The organism is Tanticharoenia sakaeratensis NBRC 103193 (assembly GCF_000963885.1).
GTDB lineage: Bacteria > Pseudomonadota > Alphaproteobacteria > Acetobacterales > Acetobacteraceae > Tanticharoenia > Tanticharoenia sakaeratensis.
This window is the reverse complement of the sequence record NZ_BALE01000004.1, coordinates 156,456-172,899: the sequence shown is the minus strand read 5'-3', so window position 1 is coordinate 172,899 and position 16,444 is coordinate 156,456. Positions and strand designations below refer to the sequence as shown.

The following is a 16,444-nucleotide window of genomic DNA, read 5'->3' as shown; positions in this document are numbered from 1 at the left end:
GGTGGCGGCGGTGGCGGCTCCTCGGTCGGCGCGGCCTTGGGCGGCGTCGGCGCGGGAGGCGCTTCATGGCGCACGGGGGCTGGCGCGGGCACGGGCTTGGGTGCGGCGTGGTCAGCCTTGTGAGGCATGGACGGCGGACCGCTCTGTGTGAAATCCATCTCGACCGCCGGGGGCTCCGGCGGCTCGGGGGGCTTGGACTCCGGAAGGCTGATCGCAATCCATGCGACAACCAGCCCATGCGCCACCCAGGACGCGACCAGCGCGCGGCGGAAACGCACACGCTCGGAGCGGCGGGGCCGCACCATCGTCGTGGTCCTTACTGTCCGGATGCCGGCTGCTGAGCCAGCAGGGCGACATGGGTGAAGCCGCCTGACGTGATCCGTCCCATGACTTCCATCACGCGACCGTAGTCGATGTGCTGGTCGCCGCGCACGAAGATCCGGTGGGTCGGGTCGTTCTGCGACAGAGCCTGAAGCTGGGCCACGAGCTGATCCGCGCTCACCGCGTCGTCACCGATGAACAGGCTGCCATCGGATTTGATGGAGACCGTGATCGGCTTGGTATCGGCGTTCAGCGGACTGGCATCCGTCTTGGGCAGATCCACGTTCACGCCGCTGGTCATCATCGGCGCCGTCACCATGAAGACGATCAGCAGCACGAGCATCACGTCCACCAGCGGTGTCACGTTGATCTCGGCAGCCGGCCTGCGCCTGCGGTTGCGCGGGCCGCTGCCCGCTCCTCCCATCGCCATGGCGTTTAGCTCCGCTCCTCGGACTGGCGCGACAGGATGGCAGCGAATTCGGTGCCGAATGCTTCCATGCGGTCCGAGAAGTGCCCAAGCGCCGCGCTCGCCATGTTGTAGGCGACATAGGCCGGAATGGCGGTCACAAGGCCAATCGCGGTTGCGAAGAGGGCCTCGGAAATGCCCGGCGCTACGACGGACAGGTTGGTATTGTGCATGGCCGCGATCGCGCCGAACGCGTGCATGATGCCCCAGACCGTTCCGAACAGACCGATGAACGGCGCCACCGGACCGATCGTCGCCAGGAAGATCAGGCCACGTTCCAACCGCTCCATCTCACGCGTGATCGTGATCGAGATCGCCCGGTCCACCCGGTCCCGCACGCCGCCACGGACCAGATCCGCGCCGGAGATGCGCGCCGAACGCCGCCATTCACCCATCGCCGCGCCGAACACGGATGCGATCGGATGAACAGGCTTCGCACCTTCCGACTCGTACAGGTCGTCGAGGCTGCCACCGGACCAGAAACGGTCCTCGAATTCCGTCGCCTCGCGGTTGATCCGACGAATGGTGAGCGTCTTGGTGACGATGATCGCCCAGACATACACGCTGCAGACAATCAACCCGATCATCACCAGCTTGACGACGATGGAGGCGTGAAGAAACAGCTCCCAGGGCGACAAGCCACCCACTGCTGCGGCCCCAAGGCTCGCCGCATCTACCGCTCGATCCAAACCATCCTCCCGATCGGCCTCAAACCGGCCCGCAACTGACCCCATGATACGCGGCACATCCCGCGTACGGCGCCACTCCATCGCATTTCGCGCAACCGCATGGAAGGTCCGATTTGGTTAACCGGACGTTACGCTTGATCCACGTCGCGCAATGTTTCGAGCACACCACACCATCGCGGCGGAATTCGGGCAGGACGCGCATCGCCCAACGTGACGCATGCAAGGTCCACGGCCAGCACGGCGGCCTGGATATCGTCCCGCCAGAGCACCTGCTCGAGCGCGCAGGACGCGCCGCGCAGATGCCTGAGGGCCGTCGTCACGCGCACGGCGTCATCCAGCTTCAGGCTGGCCCGATATGCGACCGACAGGCGCCGGACCACGAAACCCAGACCATGCTCCGCCGCCAGCGTGCTGACCGATCCGCCGGCATCGCGCATGGCATCGGCGCGGGCCCGCTCGGCAAAGGCGATGTGACGCGCGTGATACATGATGCCGAACGCATCCGTATCCTCGTAATAGACGCGATAGACCGCGCTATGCATCGTCCGGGCCGCCCCGTTCCGCTCGGCTTTGCGCCATCCGGAGCAGATCAGCCTGCGCGTTGTCCGGCATCGGCGGCACGAGCCCCAGATGCCGCCATCCTTCCTCGCCCAGCATGCGTCCACGCGACGTGCGCAGCACGAGCCCTTCCTGGATCAGATACGGCTCGATCACATCCTCGAGCGTATCGCGCGCCTCGGCCAGCGCGGCGGCCAGCGTCTCGACGCCCACGGGTCCGCCGTTGTGATGATCGGCGATGCGCGACAGATAGCGCCTGTCCATCGCATCGAGCCCCCGGCTATCGACTTCCAGCCGTGACAGGGCCGAGTCGGCCATGTCGCGCGTGACCTCGCCCCGACCGAGCGCGAAGTCTCGCACACGACGCAGAAGGCGGCCTGCGATTCGAGGCGTTCCGCGTGAACGACGGGCAATCTCCTCGGCCGCCGCCTCGGTCAAGGAGAGTCCGAGCTTGACGGCGCCCCTTGCGACAATCTGGCGCAACTCTTCGGACGTGTAGAACACGAGCCGCAGCGGAATGCCGAACCGGTCCCGCAAGGGCGTAGCCAGAAGCCCTGCCCGCGTCGTGGCCGCCACCAGCGTAAAGGGTGATAGGTCGATCCGCACGGAGCGGGCGGCCGGCCCTTCGCCTATGATCAGGTCGAGCTGGAAATCCTCCATCGCCGGATAGAGCACTTCCTCGATCGCGGGCTGCAGACGATGAATTTCGTCGATGAACAGCACGTCACGCGGCTGCAGATTGGTCAGGATCGCCGCGAGATCCCCTGCGCGCTGGATCACGGGGCCCGACGTTGCGCGGAATCCGACGCCCAGTTCGCGGGCCACGATCTGGGCAAGCGTCGTCTTGCCCAGGCCGGGCGGCCCGTGAAGCAGCACATGGTCGAGAGCCTCGCCGCGTGCTTTCGCCGCCGCGATGAACACGGACAGGTTCTCGCGCGATGCCTTCTGCCCGGTGAAGTCATCGAGCGTCTGCGGCCGAAGACCGGCCTCAGCGGCGTCCTCGGGCGTACGCTGCGGTTCAGTGACGCGTTCGTCGCTCCACTCGCTCATCGCGCCAGCTCCTTCAGACATAAGCGGATGGCCAGATCGAGCGTTGCATCTTCATGCGCACCCAGAACTTTCGACAGGACCGGCAATGCCTCCACGCGGCGAAAGCCGAGCCCTTCCAGTGCCATCAGCGCATCGCTCTCGACGCTGGCGCCCGGTGCGGGTCCTGTGACCGGCAGGGTCGGCCCGCCGCCGCCCGGCATCTTCGCAACCTTGCCGCGCAATTCCGTCAGGATCCGCTCGGCCAGCCGGCCGCCGACACCGGCTGCGCGCGACAGGGACGCCTTGTCGGCCGCATTGATGATGGCGACCAGCTCACCGGGAGAAGCGATCGAGAGGATCGCAAGCGCGACTTTCGCACCGACGCCCTGCACGGTCGTCAGCAGGCGGAACCACGCGCGCTCGTCCCCGGTCGCGAAACCGTAGAGGGAGATCGATTCCTCGCGCACCACGGTTTCGATCAGCACGCGTGCAATCTCGGGTGGATGAGGAAGGGCTGCGAGCGTGCGCGTGGAGGCCGAGACGACGTAGCCCACGCCGTTCACATCGACCAGGCAGCGGTCCGCCTCGACGTGTCCGACCAGCCCCGTGAGTTGTCCGATCACGATCGTGTCCTCACGCCATTCGCTGACCGGAACTGACCCGGGCCGCGCTTGCGCGATGATGCGCATGGCAGATCGCCACGGCGAGAGCATCCGATGCGTCCGCCCGGCGCACCAGCGCTCCCGGGAGCAGGCGCCGCACCATCATCTCGACCTGCTCCTTCGTCGCGGCACCCGTCCCGACCACCGCGCGCTTGACCGCCATCGCACCGTATTCGGCAACAGGCAGCCCCGCCTGGGACGGTGCCAGCAGCGAGATCCCGCGCGCGTAGCCAAGCTTCAGCGTCGAAGAGCCGTTGCGGTTGACATAGGTTTCCTCGACGGCCGCTTCGACCGGTCGATACTCGGCCATGACGCGGTTCAACCCCTCGTGCAACACACGCAGGCGGATCGGCACCGGGTCGGCTCCGTCAGTCGCGAGAACGCCGTCACCAATATGGCGCAGTCGATTGCCATCGACCTCGATCACGCCCCAGCCGGTGAAGCGCAGGCCAGGATCGATGCCGATAAGCCGGATCAAGCGGCGAGCGCCTCGGCCACGTCGTCGGACAGGTCGAAATTCGCATAGACCGCCTGAACGTCATCGTTGTCGTCCAGAACGTCGATCAGCTTCAGCACGCTGCGTGCCTGCTCTTCGTCCAGCGGAACGGTATTGCCGGGACGCCAGTCGAGCTTCGCCGTGCGCGGCTCGCCGAAGCGGGCCTCAAGCGCGTCGCGAACCGCGAAAAAGCTCTCGACCGGGCATGTAATTTCGTGCCCCTCGTCCGAGCTCTCGACATTGTCGGCGCCGGCCTCGATCGCGGCCTCCAGCATGTCGTCCTCGGATGCCACGTCCGCCGGATAGGCGATGACGCCGAGGCGCTGGAACATGAACGATACCGAGTTGGTCTCGCCCATCGAGCCGCCATGCTTGGAGAAAGCGGCACGCACGTCGGACGCGGTGCGGTTGCGATTGTCGGTCAGTCCTTCGACGATGATCGCGACCCCTGCCGGGCCGTATCCCTCGTAGCGAACCTCCACATAATCCTCGCCGCCCGCAGCGCCGGAGGCCTTCTTGATGGCGCGCTCGACCGTGTCCTTCGGCATGTTCGCCTCGCGCGCCATCGAAAGCGCTGCACGCAGGCGCGGATTAGCTGACGGGTCAGGCGCGCCGGCGCGCACCGATACCGTGATTTCGCGGATCACCTTGGCGAACTGGCGCGCGCGCTTGGCGTCCTGCGCGCCCTTGCGGTGCATGATGTTCTTGAATTGCGAATGACCTGCCATGTCGCCCTACCCGTCTTTCCGGCCGCCATGCGCGGCCCATCCATGCTCTTTCGCGAGAAAGAGCCCAAGCGCCCAGTCGTGCAGGCCATCATGAGATCGCCCGCCCCGGACGCTGAAATCCTCGAACCGTCCCGCCTTTCGTCTTCTACCAGAGACGAAAGAGAACCGTCGCCGTCACGCCATGCGTCCATGACAGTGCTTGAACTTCTTGCCTGAGCCGCACGGACACGGGGCATTGCGCGGGGTCTCGCCCCAACTCGTCACATCGCCTTCCGTGATCGCGGCGGCACCCACGGCGTCCGCAGGCTGGGCAGCGTAACGCGGCTCGGCACTCGCCATCGGCGAAGGATGGCTTTCGACCATCTGCGATTCGGAGGCCTGCGCGAACGGCATCGCCTCGGGCGCCGGCGCCACCTCGATCCGCGCCATGGTCATCGTCACGCGCTCGCGGAATTCGTCGAGCATCGACGTGAACATCTGGAAGGCTTCGTGCTTGTATTCATTCAGCGGATCGCGCTGGCCGTAGGCCCGCAGGCCGATACCCTGACGCAGCTGGTCGAGCCCGTGCAGATGCTCTTTCCAGACGGCATCGAACGAGGTCAGCAGCACCTGCTTCTCGATATAGCGCATGAAGTCAGGGCCGAGATTGGCAGCGCGCGCCGCCTGCGACTGGGCCGCCGCTTCCTCGATACGGATCGCGACATGCTCCGCGTCCATCCCGTCCTCGCGCGCCCATTCGGCGATCGGAAGCTTCAAGGCTACCAGTCGCTCGATATCGGCCGTCAGCTCGTCAACGCTCCAGGCTTCCGCAAACGACTTCTCGGGGATACGGACCGCGACCTTTTCCTCGATCGCTTCCTGGCGCATCTCGGCGATGACTGTCGAGACGTCGTCCGACGCCATGTACTCCCGGCGCTGCGCATAAACTTCCTTGCGCTGGTCGTTCATCACGTCGTCGTACTTCAACGTGTTCTTGCGCATGTCGAAGTTGCGCGCCTCGACCTTCTTTTGCGCCCGCTCGACCGCGCTGTTCAGCCAGGGATGAACGATCGCCTCGCCGTCCTTCAGGCCCAGCTTCTGCATCATCCCGCCCATGCGCTCGGACCCGAAGATCCGCATGAGGTCGTCTTCGAGCGACAGGTAAAAGCGCGAGGCGCCCGGATCGCCCTGGCGGCCCGACCGGCCGCGCAGCTGGTTGTCGATCCGGCGGCTCTCGTGACGCTCCGTGCCGACCACATACAACCCGCCTGCGGCCTGGACGATGTCGTGATCAGCCGCGACCTTGGCGCGCAGCTCGCTCTCGATGCGCGCGCGCTCGGCTTCGTCCTCGATGCCTTCGAGGCGCTGCTTCACCAGCATCTCGACATTGCCGCCGAGTTTGATGTCGGTGCCGCGCCCGGCCATGTTGGTCGCGATCGTGATCGCTCCCGGCGCACCTGCCTGGGCGACGATGGTCGCCTCCATCTCATGGAAGCGCGCATTCAGCACGTTGTGCTTCACCTTGCGCTGCGTCAGGAGCGACGACAGGTATTCGCTCTTCTCGATCGAGGTCGTGCCGACCAGAACCGGCTGTCCGCGCTTTGCTGCTTCCTCGACGAGAACAGCCACGGACGCGTATTTCTCGGCCGCCGTCCGGTAGACCTCGTCATCGTCGTCCTTGCGGGCGACGGGCAGGTTCGTCGGAATTTCCACGACGTCGAGATTGTAGATCTCGGCGAATTCGTCGGCTTCCGTCATGGCCGTGCCGGTCATGCCGGACAGCTTGGGATAGAGCCGGAAGTAGTTCTGGAAGGTGATGGAGGCGAGCGTCTGGTTTTCCTGCTGAATCGCCACGTGTTCCTTGGCTTCCAGCGCCTGGTGGAGACCGTCGGAGTAGCGTCGTCCTTCCATCATGCGACCGGTGAATTCGTCGATGATGATGACCTTGCCGCCGCGCACGATGTAATCGACATCACGCGAGAACAGGGCATGGGCCCGCAGCGACTGCTGCACGTGATGGACGACCGCGACGTTGTGGATGTCGTACAGACCGCCCTCGCGCAGCACCTCGGCTTCCGCCAGCATCGCCTCGATCTGCTCTGCGCCCGGCTCCGTCAGGATCACGGTGCGCAGCTTCTCGTCCTTGTCGAACGTGTCCGGCAGCTTCACCAGCTCGGCCACCACCGCATCGACCAGTCGATACAGCTCCGAACTGTCGTCGGCCGGCCCCGAGATGATCAGCGGCGTGCGCGCCTCGTCGATCAGGATGCTGTCCACCTCGTCCACGATCGCGTGGTGGAACGGGCGCTGCACCATGTCCGACAGCGCGTATTTCATGTTGTCGCGCAGATAGTCGAAGCCGAACTCGTTGTTCGTCCCATAGGTGATATCGCACGCATAGGCCGTGCGACGCTCGTCGTCCGTCAGGTTCGGTACGATCACGCCGGTCGACAGACCGAGAAAGGCATAGAGCCTGCTCATTTCCTCGGCATCGCGACGCGCCAGATAGTCGTTCACGGTCACGACATGCACGCCCTTGCCCTGCAGCGCGCTGAGGTAGACCGCCAATGTCGCGACAAGCGTCTTGCCCTCGCCCGTGCGCATCTCCGCGATCTTGCCTGCATGAAGGACCATGCCGCCGATCAGCTGCACGTCGAAGTGACGCATCCCCAGGACGCGTCGCGCGGCCTCCCGGGCGACGGCGAACGCTTCGGGCAGAATGGCATCAGTCGTTTCGCCCGCTGCGAGACGGGCCTGAAACTCCGCCGTCTTGCCCGACAGCTGGGCATCGTCGAGCGCCTGCATGGCCGGCTCGAGCGCGTTGATGTCGGGCACGCGCCGCTGAAACGATTTCAGCGATCGGTCGTTGGCGGTGCCGAACAGGCTGCGTGCGAGACGTGCGAACATGCGGGTCCTTGGCCGAGACTTCGAGCAAACGGCGCGCGGCTGATACGTAGAAGCCGGCGGAAAGGCCGCGGCTCCCGCGTGCCGGGCCGGACGACGCGACAAACGGGTCTGGCATGTCGGGGCCGGCGGACGCCGCCGTGCGCGCGACGTTCAGATAAGGTGCGGCCGACGCAGGGTCAACCTGCGAGCGCTGTGGAGCGTATCGCCCGCGCGGCCTTTGCCTTATCATCGGCCGGTGGGTTGCGGGCTTCATTGGCCTTCGCCATGATGCGCGCCATTCCCGTTTCCTGTGAGGTTTCGATATCCATGCGGCTTATCCGCCCCGCGCTCGCCTGCGCCGCACTTCTGAGCGCCACCACGCTCGCGACCGCATCACTGGCTGCTCCGGCGCCGGCCGCGGCACCCGCAGCTCCGGCCGCGGCACCGAACCCCAACCAGCCGCTGGTTTCGGTCAACGGACAGATCATCACGCTGGCCGATGTGCAGCGGGCTGCCGCCAACCTGCCGCCTCAGCTGCAGAATCAGGCATCGCCGCAGCAGCTCTTCGGCATCCTGATCAACCAGCTGGTGCAGCAGCGCGCGGTGCAGATCGCAGCCTACAAGGAAGGGCTCGACAAGCAGGCTGACGTGCATGCGCGCATGCAGGCGGCCGCCGACGGCGCGCTGCAGAACGCCTACCTTGCACAGAAGGTCACGCCGGAAGTCACCGACGCCGCGATGCAGTCGTACTACCAGGCGAACTATGCCAAGGCGAAGCCCGAGGAACAGGTGCATGCGCGCCACATTCTTGTCGCGTCCGAGGCACAGGCCAAGGACATCATCGCGCAGCTGAACCACGGCGCCGATTTTGCCAAGCTTGCAACCCAGCTTTCGACCGACAAGGGCTCGGCGGGCTCCAACGGCGGCGATCTCGGCTGGTTCAAGCGCGGCGACATGCTTCCGGCATTCTCGGATGCCGCGTTCAAGATGAAGCCCAACACCATCACGCAGACGCCCGTGAAGACGCAGTACGGCTGGCACGTGATCCAGGTTCTCGGCACGCGCGACGCGCCGGTCCCGAGCTATGACTCGGTCAAGGGCGAGATCCGCCAGAAGCTGATCCAGCAGGACGTCCGCAGCGCCGTCGACGCCGCCATGAAGGGCGTCAAGATCGTGCAGTACGATCAGCAGGGCAAGCCGATGGCGACCCCGGTCCAGACGACGACGCCGTCCGCTCATCACTGAGCCTATCCCGCACGATCCTGTGATCGTGACGGGCTGCCGAACGCCGCGGGGGAAACAGGAGAAATCCTGTATCTCCCGCGGTTTTTCGTATGCGGACTTACGACCGCAGTCCCCGGCCTGCTTGCGCACCGGCGTCGCATGCCCGAAAAACAATGCAACATCGCACGCATGTTCGTGTTGCTGCGAAGTTCGTCGTTTCAGATCAGGGAGATCACCCCATGGCCGCTCCAGCGCGTTCCCCGCTTGCCCGTCCGTTGCCGGAGCTCGGCACGGTCGAGGGCGTCCGCCTGGGGAGTGCTGAAGCCGGCATCCGCTATTCCGGCCGCACGGACCTGATGATGGCCGAGTTCGTGCCCGGCACCACGGTTGCAGGCGTGTTCACCCGCAGCAAATGTCCCGGCGCGCCCGTGGACTGGTGCAAGGCAGCCCTCCCGCACGGCGTGGCGCGTGCCCTTGTGGTCAATACGGGCAACGCCAACGTGTTCACCGGGCGCGCGGGCGTCGATGCCGCACAGGCGACGGCCGCGGCCGCGGCCCGCCTCGTGCAGTGTTCGGCAAGCGACGTGTTCGTCGCGTCCACGGGCGTGATCGGCGAGATCCTGCCATACGACCGCATCACGAAGGCGCTGCCCGATCTCTACACGCGGCTGTCGCCACTGTCCTGGGCGGATGCGGCACAGGCGATCGTCACGACCGACACGTTCCCCAAGGCTGCCGTGCGTGAGATCACCATCGGCGACACGCCGATTCGCATTCAGGGGATCGCCAAGGGATCGGGGATGATCGCACCCGACATGGCGACGATGCTGTCGTTCATCGCAACCGACGCCGCCCTTCCCCAGTCTGTGCTCCAGCAGATTCTGAGCGAGGCCGTCGACCGCAGTTTCAATCGCATCACGGTCGATTCGGACACGTCGACCTCGGACATGGTGCTGGCATTCGCGACGGGCCGCGCCGGCAATGCCGCGATCGAGGATGCGGCTGACCCGCGGCTTGCAGACTTCGTGGCGGCGATTCGCGATGCGCTGCAGGAACTCGCGCTCCTCGTGATCCGAGATGGTGAAGGCGCAACCAAGCTGATCCACATCACGGTCACGGGGGCCGTCTCGGACGCGTCGGCGCACAAGGTCGCCATGGCGATTGGCAACTCGCCGCTGGTCAAGACCGCGATCGCAGGCGGCGATGCCAACTGGGGCCGCGTCGTGATGGCCGTCGGAAAGTGCGGTGAGCCGGCCAACCGCGACACGCTGTCGATTGCGATCGGGGGTGTCTGGATCGCGCGGCATGGCATGGTCGTCCAGGGATATGACGAAACGCCGGTGGTCGAGCACATGAAGGGCGAGGTCATCGACATCCAGGCGGATCTCGGGCTCGGCAACGGCCATGCGGAAGCGTGGTCGTGCGACCTGACACACGGCTATATCGACATCAACGGATCCTACCGAAGCTGACCGCGACGGACGGGTTCTCTAGGCGGTAGGCGACGGCTGGACTACGCTTGCGCAATCCATCCAGCCGTTGCGAGCCACTCGATGCCTGATCCGATATCCGCACTGCCCGCCGGGGATCTGCCCGCGGACCCGAAACGGATCTTCGTGTATGCGGGGTTCTGGTGGCGTGTGGCGGCCTATCTGATCGACGCTATCATATTGCTGCCGGTCGGCATCGTGACCTACATCCTGACGTCACACGGCACGGTCTCGTTCGATACGCTCGATGACGAAAGCACGCGCGCCGTGTCGCTGTTCGTGCCGAAGGCATTTGCGGCCTTTCCCGGCATTCATGTCGGCATCCGGGGGCTGTTCATCCACGCGCTGTCATGGCTCATTACGCTGCTGTATGGCACGCTCTTCCAGTGCTCGCGGCTGCAGGCCACACCAGGCAAGCTCGCCTGCCGTCTGCGGGTGACGGATCTCGGCGCGCGTCGTATTTCGTTCTGGCGTTCACTCGGTCGGCAGTGCGCCCGGATCGTATCCGGGTTCACCATCATTGGCGTCCTGATGATCGCCTGGACGCGGCGGAAACAAGGCTTGCATGACCTCGCGGCAGGCACGTTGGTTCTGCGAGCCTCCTATGCCGATCCAGTGGTGTTCGTGCCACCGTCCGTGGCGTAGCGTCACGATTTCGTGGCCCGGGGCGATCTTGAAGGGGTGCCGGGCCCCCCATACAACCTCGCGATGCAGGCCGCTTATTGGCCGGTGTCGGAATGGAACAGGTCAGGGAAGAGAAAGCCATGTCAGCATCCTATCGCGTCGTGATCGTAGGCGGCGGCGTCGGCGGCATGGAGCTGGTCGTGGGTCTCGGCAAGCAGCGCGCCGCACATCCGCCGCTGGAGGTCACGCTCATCGACCGCAGTTCGGTCCATTACTGGAAGCCCATGCTGCACGAGTTTGCGGCCGGCACCGTCAGCCACGAGCAGGACTGCATCGACTTCAGCGTCGAGGCGGCACGCCATAACTTCCGCTTCGTGCAGGCCAGTCTGTCCGGCGTCGACCGGGCCGCGAAGTCGATCGCGGTGACGACGGCCGGCGGCGCGCATCAGAGCATTCCGTATGATGCACTCGTCGTGGCACTCGGCTCCCGGGCAAACGATTTCGGCATCGCCGGCGTGCTCGAACATTGTGCGTTCATCGACAGCCTGTCGGACGCCAGCGCCTTCCGCGCGCGGTTCCGCGACGAGTTCATCGCAGCCGATCGCGAACAGCGGCCGCTGGCCATCGGCATCGTCGGCGGCGGCGCCACGGGCACCCAGCTCGCAGCCGAGCTGTGCCACGCGATCGATGAAACCCCGTCTCTCGGCCCGGCAGCCCGCGCGCGGACACTGCGCATGACGCTGATCGAAACCGGGCCGCGCATCCTGCCCGCTTTCCCCGAACGCGTGTCGACCGAAGCGCGGGCCCAGCTCGAGAAGCTCGGCGTGGACGTGCGGTGCGAGGCCATGGTCATCGGCGTGGACGAGACCGGTTTTGCGCTGAAAGACGGCACTCATATCGACGCCCCGCTCAAGGTCTGGGCCGCCGGCGTGCGCGCGACCGACGCGACGAACCTGTTCGAGGACCTCGATCGCGGACGCGGCGGCCAGATCACGGTGGACGCACATCTGCGGACCCCGAAGGATCCGTCGATCTTCGCCATCGGCGATTGCGCGCGCAACAACGAGGAGCCGCTGCCCGCCACGGCTCAGGTCGCACGCCAGCAGGGCATCTATCTCGCGCAGAACATGGAGCGCTTCGCGGCCGGCGGACCGGTCGATCCGTTCGTCTATCGCGATCGCGGCTCGGTCGTGGCGTTCGCCAACTACAACGGCTGGGGCATGATGCCCAATGCCAAGTCGTTCGGCGGCGGCCCGCTGCGTGGCATCGGCGCGCGTCTCGTCCATGACATCCTGTATCGCCAGCATCAGGGCACGGTCTCGGGCCATGCACGCGGTGTGACGGCCTTCCTGCAAGGCCTCTTCGGCAAGCGCGACCAGCACCCGCTGTGACGCGCCACCGCATCGTCCCAGACGTCGTGTCGTGACCGACAACGCGGCCCAAGCCCTGAAGGCGGCCGAAACCGCCCTGGCCGAGGACGGTTTCGCCTTCGTGCAGGCGGCACCGATGCGGGCCTGCCTCGAAGATGCGGGTCTGACAGACTGGGACGGTTTCGCCGCGAGCTGGAACCGGCTCGGCCTTGATCGATACATGGCCGATGGTGGCCGTTATCGGCGCCGGCGCTATGCGACGTTCGCCATTTCCGAGACCGATATCGTCCGCAAGCGCCATCAGCCGCATTATCAAAGTCGGGATCACAATCTTCTCAATGGCGGCATCGAGCGGTGGTTCGCACCGATCGAAGAGGCCATCGGCAATCACCCTGCCCTTCGCGCAGCGTTGCGCGTCGTTGCCCGCATCGGCTTCGACCTGACGCCTGCGGCGCAGCGCCCGGATGTGTGGCATTGCGAGGTGCATCAGTTCCGGATCGAAGCCCTGCCCGGCACTCCCGGCCAGCCGACTCCGGAAGGCATGCATCGTGATGGTGTGGACTGGGTTCTGGTCCTGATGATCGGCCGCGAGAACGTCGAGCGCGGGACGACCACGATTCACGACGAACAGCGCGAATCGCTCGGCACGTTCACGCTGACCAATCCGCTCGATGCAGCACTCGTGGACGATCACCGCGTCTATCACGGCGTCACGGCCGTGCAGCCGATCGACCCCGCACGACCCAGTCATCGCGACGTGCTGGTGGTGACGTTGCGGCACCAGTAACGCCTGCAGCCGGCCTGTGGTAGAAGAGCGCCTCTTTCCTGCGGAGCCGTTCATGCCGTCCCTGCGTTTTCTGGTCCTTCTCTCCTGCTTGGCGCTTGCGCCTGCCGTCGCCCAGGCCCGTGTCCATCATCGTCACGCTTCCTCCGGCAGCAACGGTGCAAAGCCCGTCATCCTGACGCAACAGCCGAATTCGGCGCTCGATCAGGCAGCGCGCCAGTTGAATCAGGGTGACATCTCGGCAGCGACGGCCAAGGGCGACCGGCCGATCGTGCTCGTCGGTTCAGCCCCGCTGGCGGCCTCCGGCCATGGCGACATTGCGCTGTTCGTGCAGATCCAGTCCGCCCGCCTGTGCGGTTCCGCCGGGTGCTCGACCTCCATCTATCTGGGTCATCGTGACCACTGGACCAAGATCCTGGATTCGGTCAGCGGGACGATCAGCGTCCTGCCGCGCATTCATGGCGGCATGCATGACCTTCTGGTCGGCAAGGACGATCGCTGGGCCTGGGATGGTCACGAATATCAGGACACGATGCCTGCCCCGCCGATCGGCAATCTGCGCGCGGATGTCGCGGCCCATCAGGCCGGCCATCAGTAATGCGGCCAGTCCGGCGCGAAACGATGCGCCCATGTGCGCATCGTCTCCCTGCGCGGGACGAACCACACATTTTTGAGAGAGACAGGCGATCACAAGCATCGTGATGCAGCCTGTGCATGAGCCGCGCCGTATCGTCTGCCGTCGTCGCAGATCGAACGGAATGTTTGCATGTATATCGGGATCGATGCCGGAACCTCAGGCCTGAAGGCGATCCTCGTCGATCGCGATCAGACAGTCCGGGCGAGCCGCACCGTGAAGCTTCGCGTCTCCACGCCTCATACTGGCTGGAGCGAGCAGGATCCGGAAAGCTGGTGGCAAGCTTTACTGGAAGCAATTGACGGGCTGAAACAGGACGATTCGAAAGCGGTCGCCGCCGTCACGGGCATCGGCCTCTCCGGACAGCAGCACGGCGCCGTGCTGCTCGGCGATGACGACCGCGTGCTCAGGCCCTGCATTCTCTGGAACGACGTGCGCTCGGAGGAGGAGTGTCACGAGTTCGAGGAAGCGTTCCCCGAAAGCCGCGCGGTATGCGGCAACATTGCAATGCCGGGCTTCACCGCGCCGAAGCTGCTGTGGGTGCGCAAGAACGAACCCGACATCTTCCGGCAGACGCGTCACGTGCTGCTGCCCAAGGCGTGGCTGCGCATGAAGATGTGTGGCGAGAAGATCGAGGACATGTCCGATGCCTCGGGCTCGCTCTGGCTTGATGTCGGCAAGCGGGAATGGTCCGCAGCTGCACTTGAGGCGACCGGCCTGAACATCGATTCGATGCCGCGCCTGTGCGAGGGCGTCGATCCCGCGGGCACGCTTTCGCGCGAACTGACCGCACGCTGGGGCATGGACAAGGCACCGGTGATCGCCGGCAGCGCGGGCGACAATGCGGCATCGGCCGTGGGGCTTGGCGCCGTGCGGGCGGGTGATGCGTTCGTCTCGCTGGGCACGTCCGGCGTGGTCTGGTGCACGACGGACCGGTTCCGCCCCAATACCGACAGTGCGGTCCACGCATTCTGCCACGCCATACCCGACACGTGGCACCAGATGGGCGTGACGCTCTCCGCCGCGTCGTCGCTGGCATGGTGGGCCGGGGTCAACGGCGTCGACGAGGCGACGCTGCTGGCGGAGCTGCCGGACAGGATCGAACGGCCATCGCGCGCCCTGTTCCTGCCCTATCTCAACGGCGAACGGACCCCGCATAACGATGGTCGCGTCCGCGGCGCATTTCTCGGGCTGGACCGGTCACTGGAACGACCGGAGCTGACGCAGGCCGTGCTTGAAGGCGTCGCGCATTCCTTCCGCGACGCGCTCGACGGGCTGCGCGACGCAGGTTCGAACCCCACGAGCGCCGACATGGTCGGCGGCGGATCGCGAAGCCGGACATGGATCTCGATCCTCGCGTCCGTTCTGGATCTGGATCTGCATCGCCTCGCCCATGGTGAACAGGGGGGCGCCTTCGGGGCTGCGCGCCTGGCCCGGATCGCGGCAACGGGAGATGCGGTCGAAGACGTATGCGTGCCCCCCGTCCGGACCGAGACGATCGCTCCTGATCCTTCCCTGGTCGAGGAATACGAAGATGCTCAGGAGCGTTACCGGGCCGCTTACCCGCTGTTGAGCTCCATCACGACCGCCGGGCATGGCGTGCCTCACCACGCGGGGCCGCATGGACACCATTACGGCCACCACTACGGGCGCCATCATCACTGAGGGCCCATTCGGAACCCGCACTGCTATCGAAAAATCTGCTCGCCGCATGGCCGATTAGGGTCCGGCGGCGAGAGAGGATGGCGTCCTTCGTGCCGTCCCAACAGCCATTACGACTGGCAGGTCATTACTGGGACCCCGTCCGGACCCATACTATGAAGCGGTTGGTCCCCGCATGACCGATTGAAGCCCTGCGGCGGGAGCGCACGTATGACGCCTTATATGCCGCCCGAACGGCCATCCCACACGCGCGGCATCAGGACCGGTCCAGACGCTACCCTGCTACCCTGCTACCCTGAAGAGTCCGTCCCGCGTGCCTTAAGAGGGTCCTGCGGCAGCAAGACCACGCAGGGGTTTCCTTCAGGCCAGCCGCAATGACAGCGACCGGAAAACGTCTTTGACGCCCGGCGCGGACTGCGGGGTGTGCCATGTCGTGAGGAAGCTTTCGCGCGCATCATGAATAATGCGACTGTCGGCAGCGAGGCTGTGGTGCGACAGCGGGCAAAGAGAGCGTGCTGGAGCGGGTGAAGGGAATCGAACCCTCGTATGCAGCTTGGGAAGCTGCCGTTCTACCATTGAACTACACCCGCGAACGGCGCGCACCATACTGGTGGACGCGCGCTGGCGCAATCCACGATCAAAGGGATGGATGCCGCAATTTTTCCGGCGGAGTTGACGGCCGCCCCCGTCCCGGCGCAGGTTCGGCAGGCCGACGCTCATCCGTCGGTCCTCGTGATTTGAACGGCCGGCTTGCGGCGAGGTGAAACAACAGCGCTAAAGAGGCTCCCTGGGCGGCGTCTGACGCTTCCCTCGGACTTCCACGGCCATGATCCGTCCTCTGG

The 16,444-nt window shown here is 65.6% G+C and carries 16 protein-coding genes, 1 tRNA gene, 1 pseudogene and 1 riboswitch; of the genes and pseudogenes, 7 read left to right on the top strand and 11 right to left on the bottom strand.

Annotated elements, in window-relative coordinates:
* From B8446_RS02030 to B8446_RS16675, 10 genes and pseudogenes are all read right to left on the bottom strand, one after another.
* A pseudogene (locus B8446_RS02030) lies at positions 1-305 on the bottom strand (energy transducer TonB); the annotation flags it as partial.
* An 11-nt stretch (positions 306-316) separates the two neighbouring features.
* Positions 317-751, bottom strand: coding sequence for a protein TolR (gene tolR, locus B8446_RS02025; RefSeq protein WP_048846621.1), 435 nt, complete (start codon positions 749-751; stop codon positions 317-319).
* A gap of 5 nt (positions 752-756) precedes the next feature.
* Entirely contained in the window at positions 757-1,521 is a 765-nt protein-coding gene (gene tolQ, locus B8446_RS02020; protein ID WP_199484027.1) for a protein TolQ, read from the bottom strand.
* 83 nt (positions 1,522-1,604) lie between these two features.
* Positions 1,605-2,018, bottom strand: coding sequence for a YbgC/FadM family acyl-CoA thioesterase (locus tag B8446_RS02015; protein WP_048846619.1), 414 nt, complete (start codon positions 2,016-2,018; stop codon positions 1,605-1,607).
* Entirely contained in the window at positions 2,011-3,084 is a 1,074-nt protein-coding gene (ruvB, locus tag B8446_RS02010) for a Holliday junction branch migration DNA helicase RuvB (protein WP_048846617.1), read from the bottom strand. The genes B8446_RS02015 and ruvB overlap by 8 nt, the downstream gene beginning before the upstream one ends.
* Entirely contained in the window at positions 3,081-3,686 is a 606-nt protein-coding gene (gene ruvA, locus B8446_RS02005) for a Holliday junction branch migration protein RuvA (protein ID WP_048846713.1), read from the bottom strand. The genes ruvB and ruvA overlap by 4 nt, the downstream gene beginning before the upstream one ends.
* Before the next feature lie 10 nt (positions 3,687-3,696).
* Positions 3,697-4,203: a crossover junction endodeoxyribonuclease RuvC gene (gene ruvC, locus B8446_RS02000; RefSeq protein WP_048846615.1), complete on the bottom strand. Its 507-nt coding sequence runs from the start codon at positions 4,201-4,203 to the stop codon at positions 3,697-3,699.
* A complete protein-coding gene (locus B8446_RS01995) occupies positions 4,200-4,949 on the bottom strand; it encodes a YebC/PmpR family DNA-binding transcriptional regulator (RefSeq protein WP_048846613.1) in 750 nt (249 codons plus the stop codon). Before B8446_RS01995 ends, ruvC begins: the two co-directional genes overlap by 4 nt.
* A gap of 174 nt (positions 4,950-5,123) precedes the next feature.
* On the bottom strand, positions 5,124-7,835 hold the full coding sequence (secA, locus tag B8446_RS01990; protein WP_048846611.1) for a preprotein translocase subunit SecA: 2,712 nt from the start codon (positions 7,833-7,835) through the stop codon (positions 5,124-5,126).
* A 176-nt stretch (positions 7,836-8,011) separates the two neighbouring features.
* The gene (locus B8446_RS16675) at positions 8,012-8,143 is read right to left on the bottom strand and encodes a hypothetical protein (protein WP_264921691.1); all 132 of its coding nucleotides are present in this window, start codon (positions 8,141-8,143) and stop codon (positions 8,012-8,014) included.
* Here B8446_RS16675 and B8446_RS01985 point away from each other — a divergent pair.
* The 7 genes from B8446_RS01985 (at position 8,142) to xylB (ending at position 15,605) form a co-directional block, all read left to right on the top strand.
* Positions 8,142-9,059 (top strand): peptidylprolyl isomerase, encoded by a 918-nt coding sequence (locus tag B8446_RS01985; protein ID WP_048846609.1) that lies wholly within the window; start codon positions 8,142-8,144, stop codon positions 9,057-9,059. The genes B8446_RS16675 and B8446_RS01985 overlap by 2 nt on opposite strands.
* 218 nt (positions 9,060-9,277) lie before the next feature.
* Positions 9,278-10,510 (top strand): bifunctional glutamate N-acetyltransferase/amino-acid acetyltransferase ArgJ, encoded by a 1,233-nt coding sequence (gene argJ, locus B8446_RS01980; RefSeq protein WP_048846711.1) that lies wholly within the window; start codon positions 9,278-9,280, stop codon positions 10,508-10,510.
* Positions 10,511-10,591: 81 nt separating this feature from the next.
* Complete coding sequence (locus tag B8446_RS01975) at positions 10,592-11,173, top strand: RDD family protein (RefSeq protein WP_048846607.1); 582 nt, start codon at positions 10,592-10,594, stop codon at positions 11,171-11,173.
* Between the two features lie 119 nt (positions 11,174-11,292).
* Positions 11,293-12,543 (top strand): NAD(P)/FAD-dependent oxidoreductase, encoded by a 1,251-nt coding sequence (locus B8446_RS01970; protein WP_048846605.1) that lies wholly within the window; start codon positions 11,293-11,295, stop codon positions 12,541-12,543.
* A 31-nt stretch (positions 12,544-12,574) separates the two neighbouring features.
* Positions 12,575-13,309: a 2OG-Fe dioxygenase family protein gene (locus B8446_RS01965; protein ID WP_048846603.1), complete on the top strand. Its 735-nt coding sequence runs from the start codon at positions 12,575-12,577 to the stop codon at positions 13,307-13,309.
* Between the two features lie 52 nt (positions 13,310-13,361).
* Positions 13,362-13,904 (top strand): hypothetical protein, encoded by a 543-nt coding sequence (locus B8446_RS01960; protein WP_053053628.1) that lies wholly within the window; start codon positions 13,362-13,364, stop codon positions 13,902-13,904.
* Positions 13,905-14,072: 168 nt separating this feature from the next.
* The gene (xylB, locus tag B8446_RS01955) at positions 14,073-15,605 is read left to right on the top strand and encodes a xylulokinase (RefSeq protein WP_084711986.1); all 1,533 of its coding nucleotides are present in this window, start codon (positions 14,073-14,075) and stop codon (positions 15,603-15,605) included.
* Positions 15,606-16,118: 513 nt separating this feature from the next.
* Here the strand turns inward: xylB and B8446_RS01950 are convergent.
* Positions 16,119-16,192 (bottom strand) — tRNA-Gly (locus B8446_RS01950).
* Between the two features lie 129 nt (positions 16,193-16,321).
* Positions 16,322-16,401: riboswitch (SAM riboswitch) on the top strand.
* The last annotated feature ends 43 nt before the right edge of the window (positions 16,402-16,444 follow it).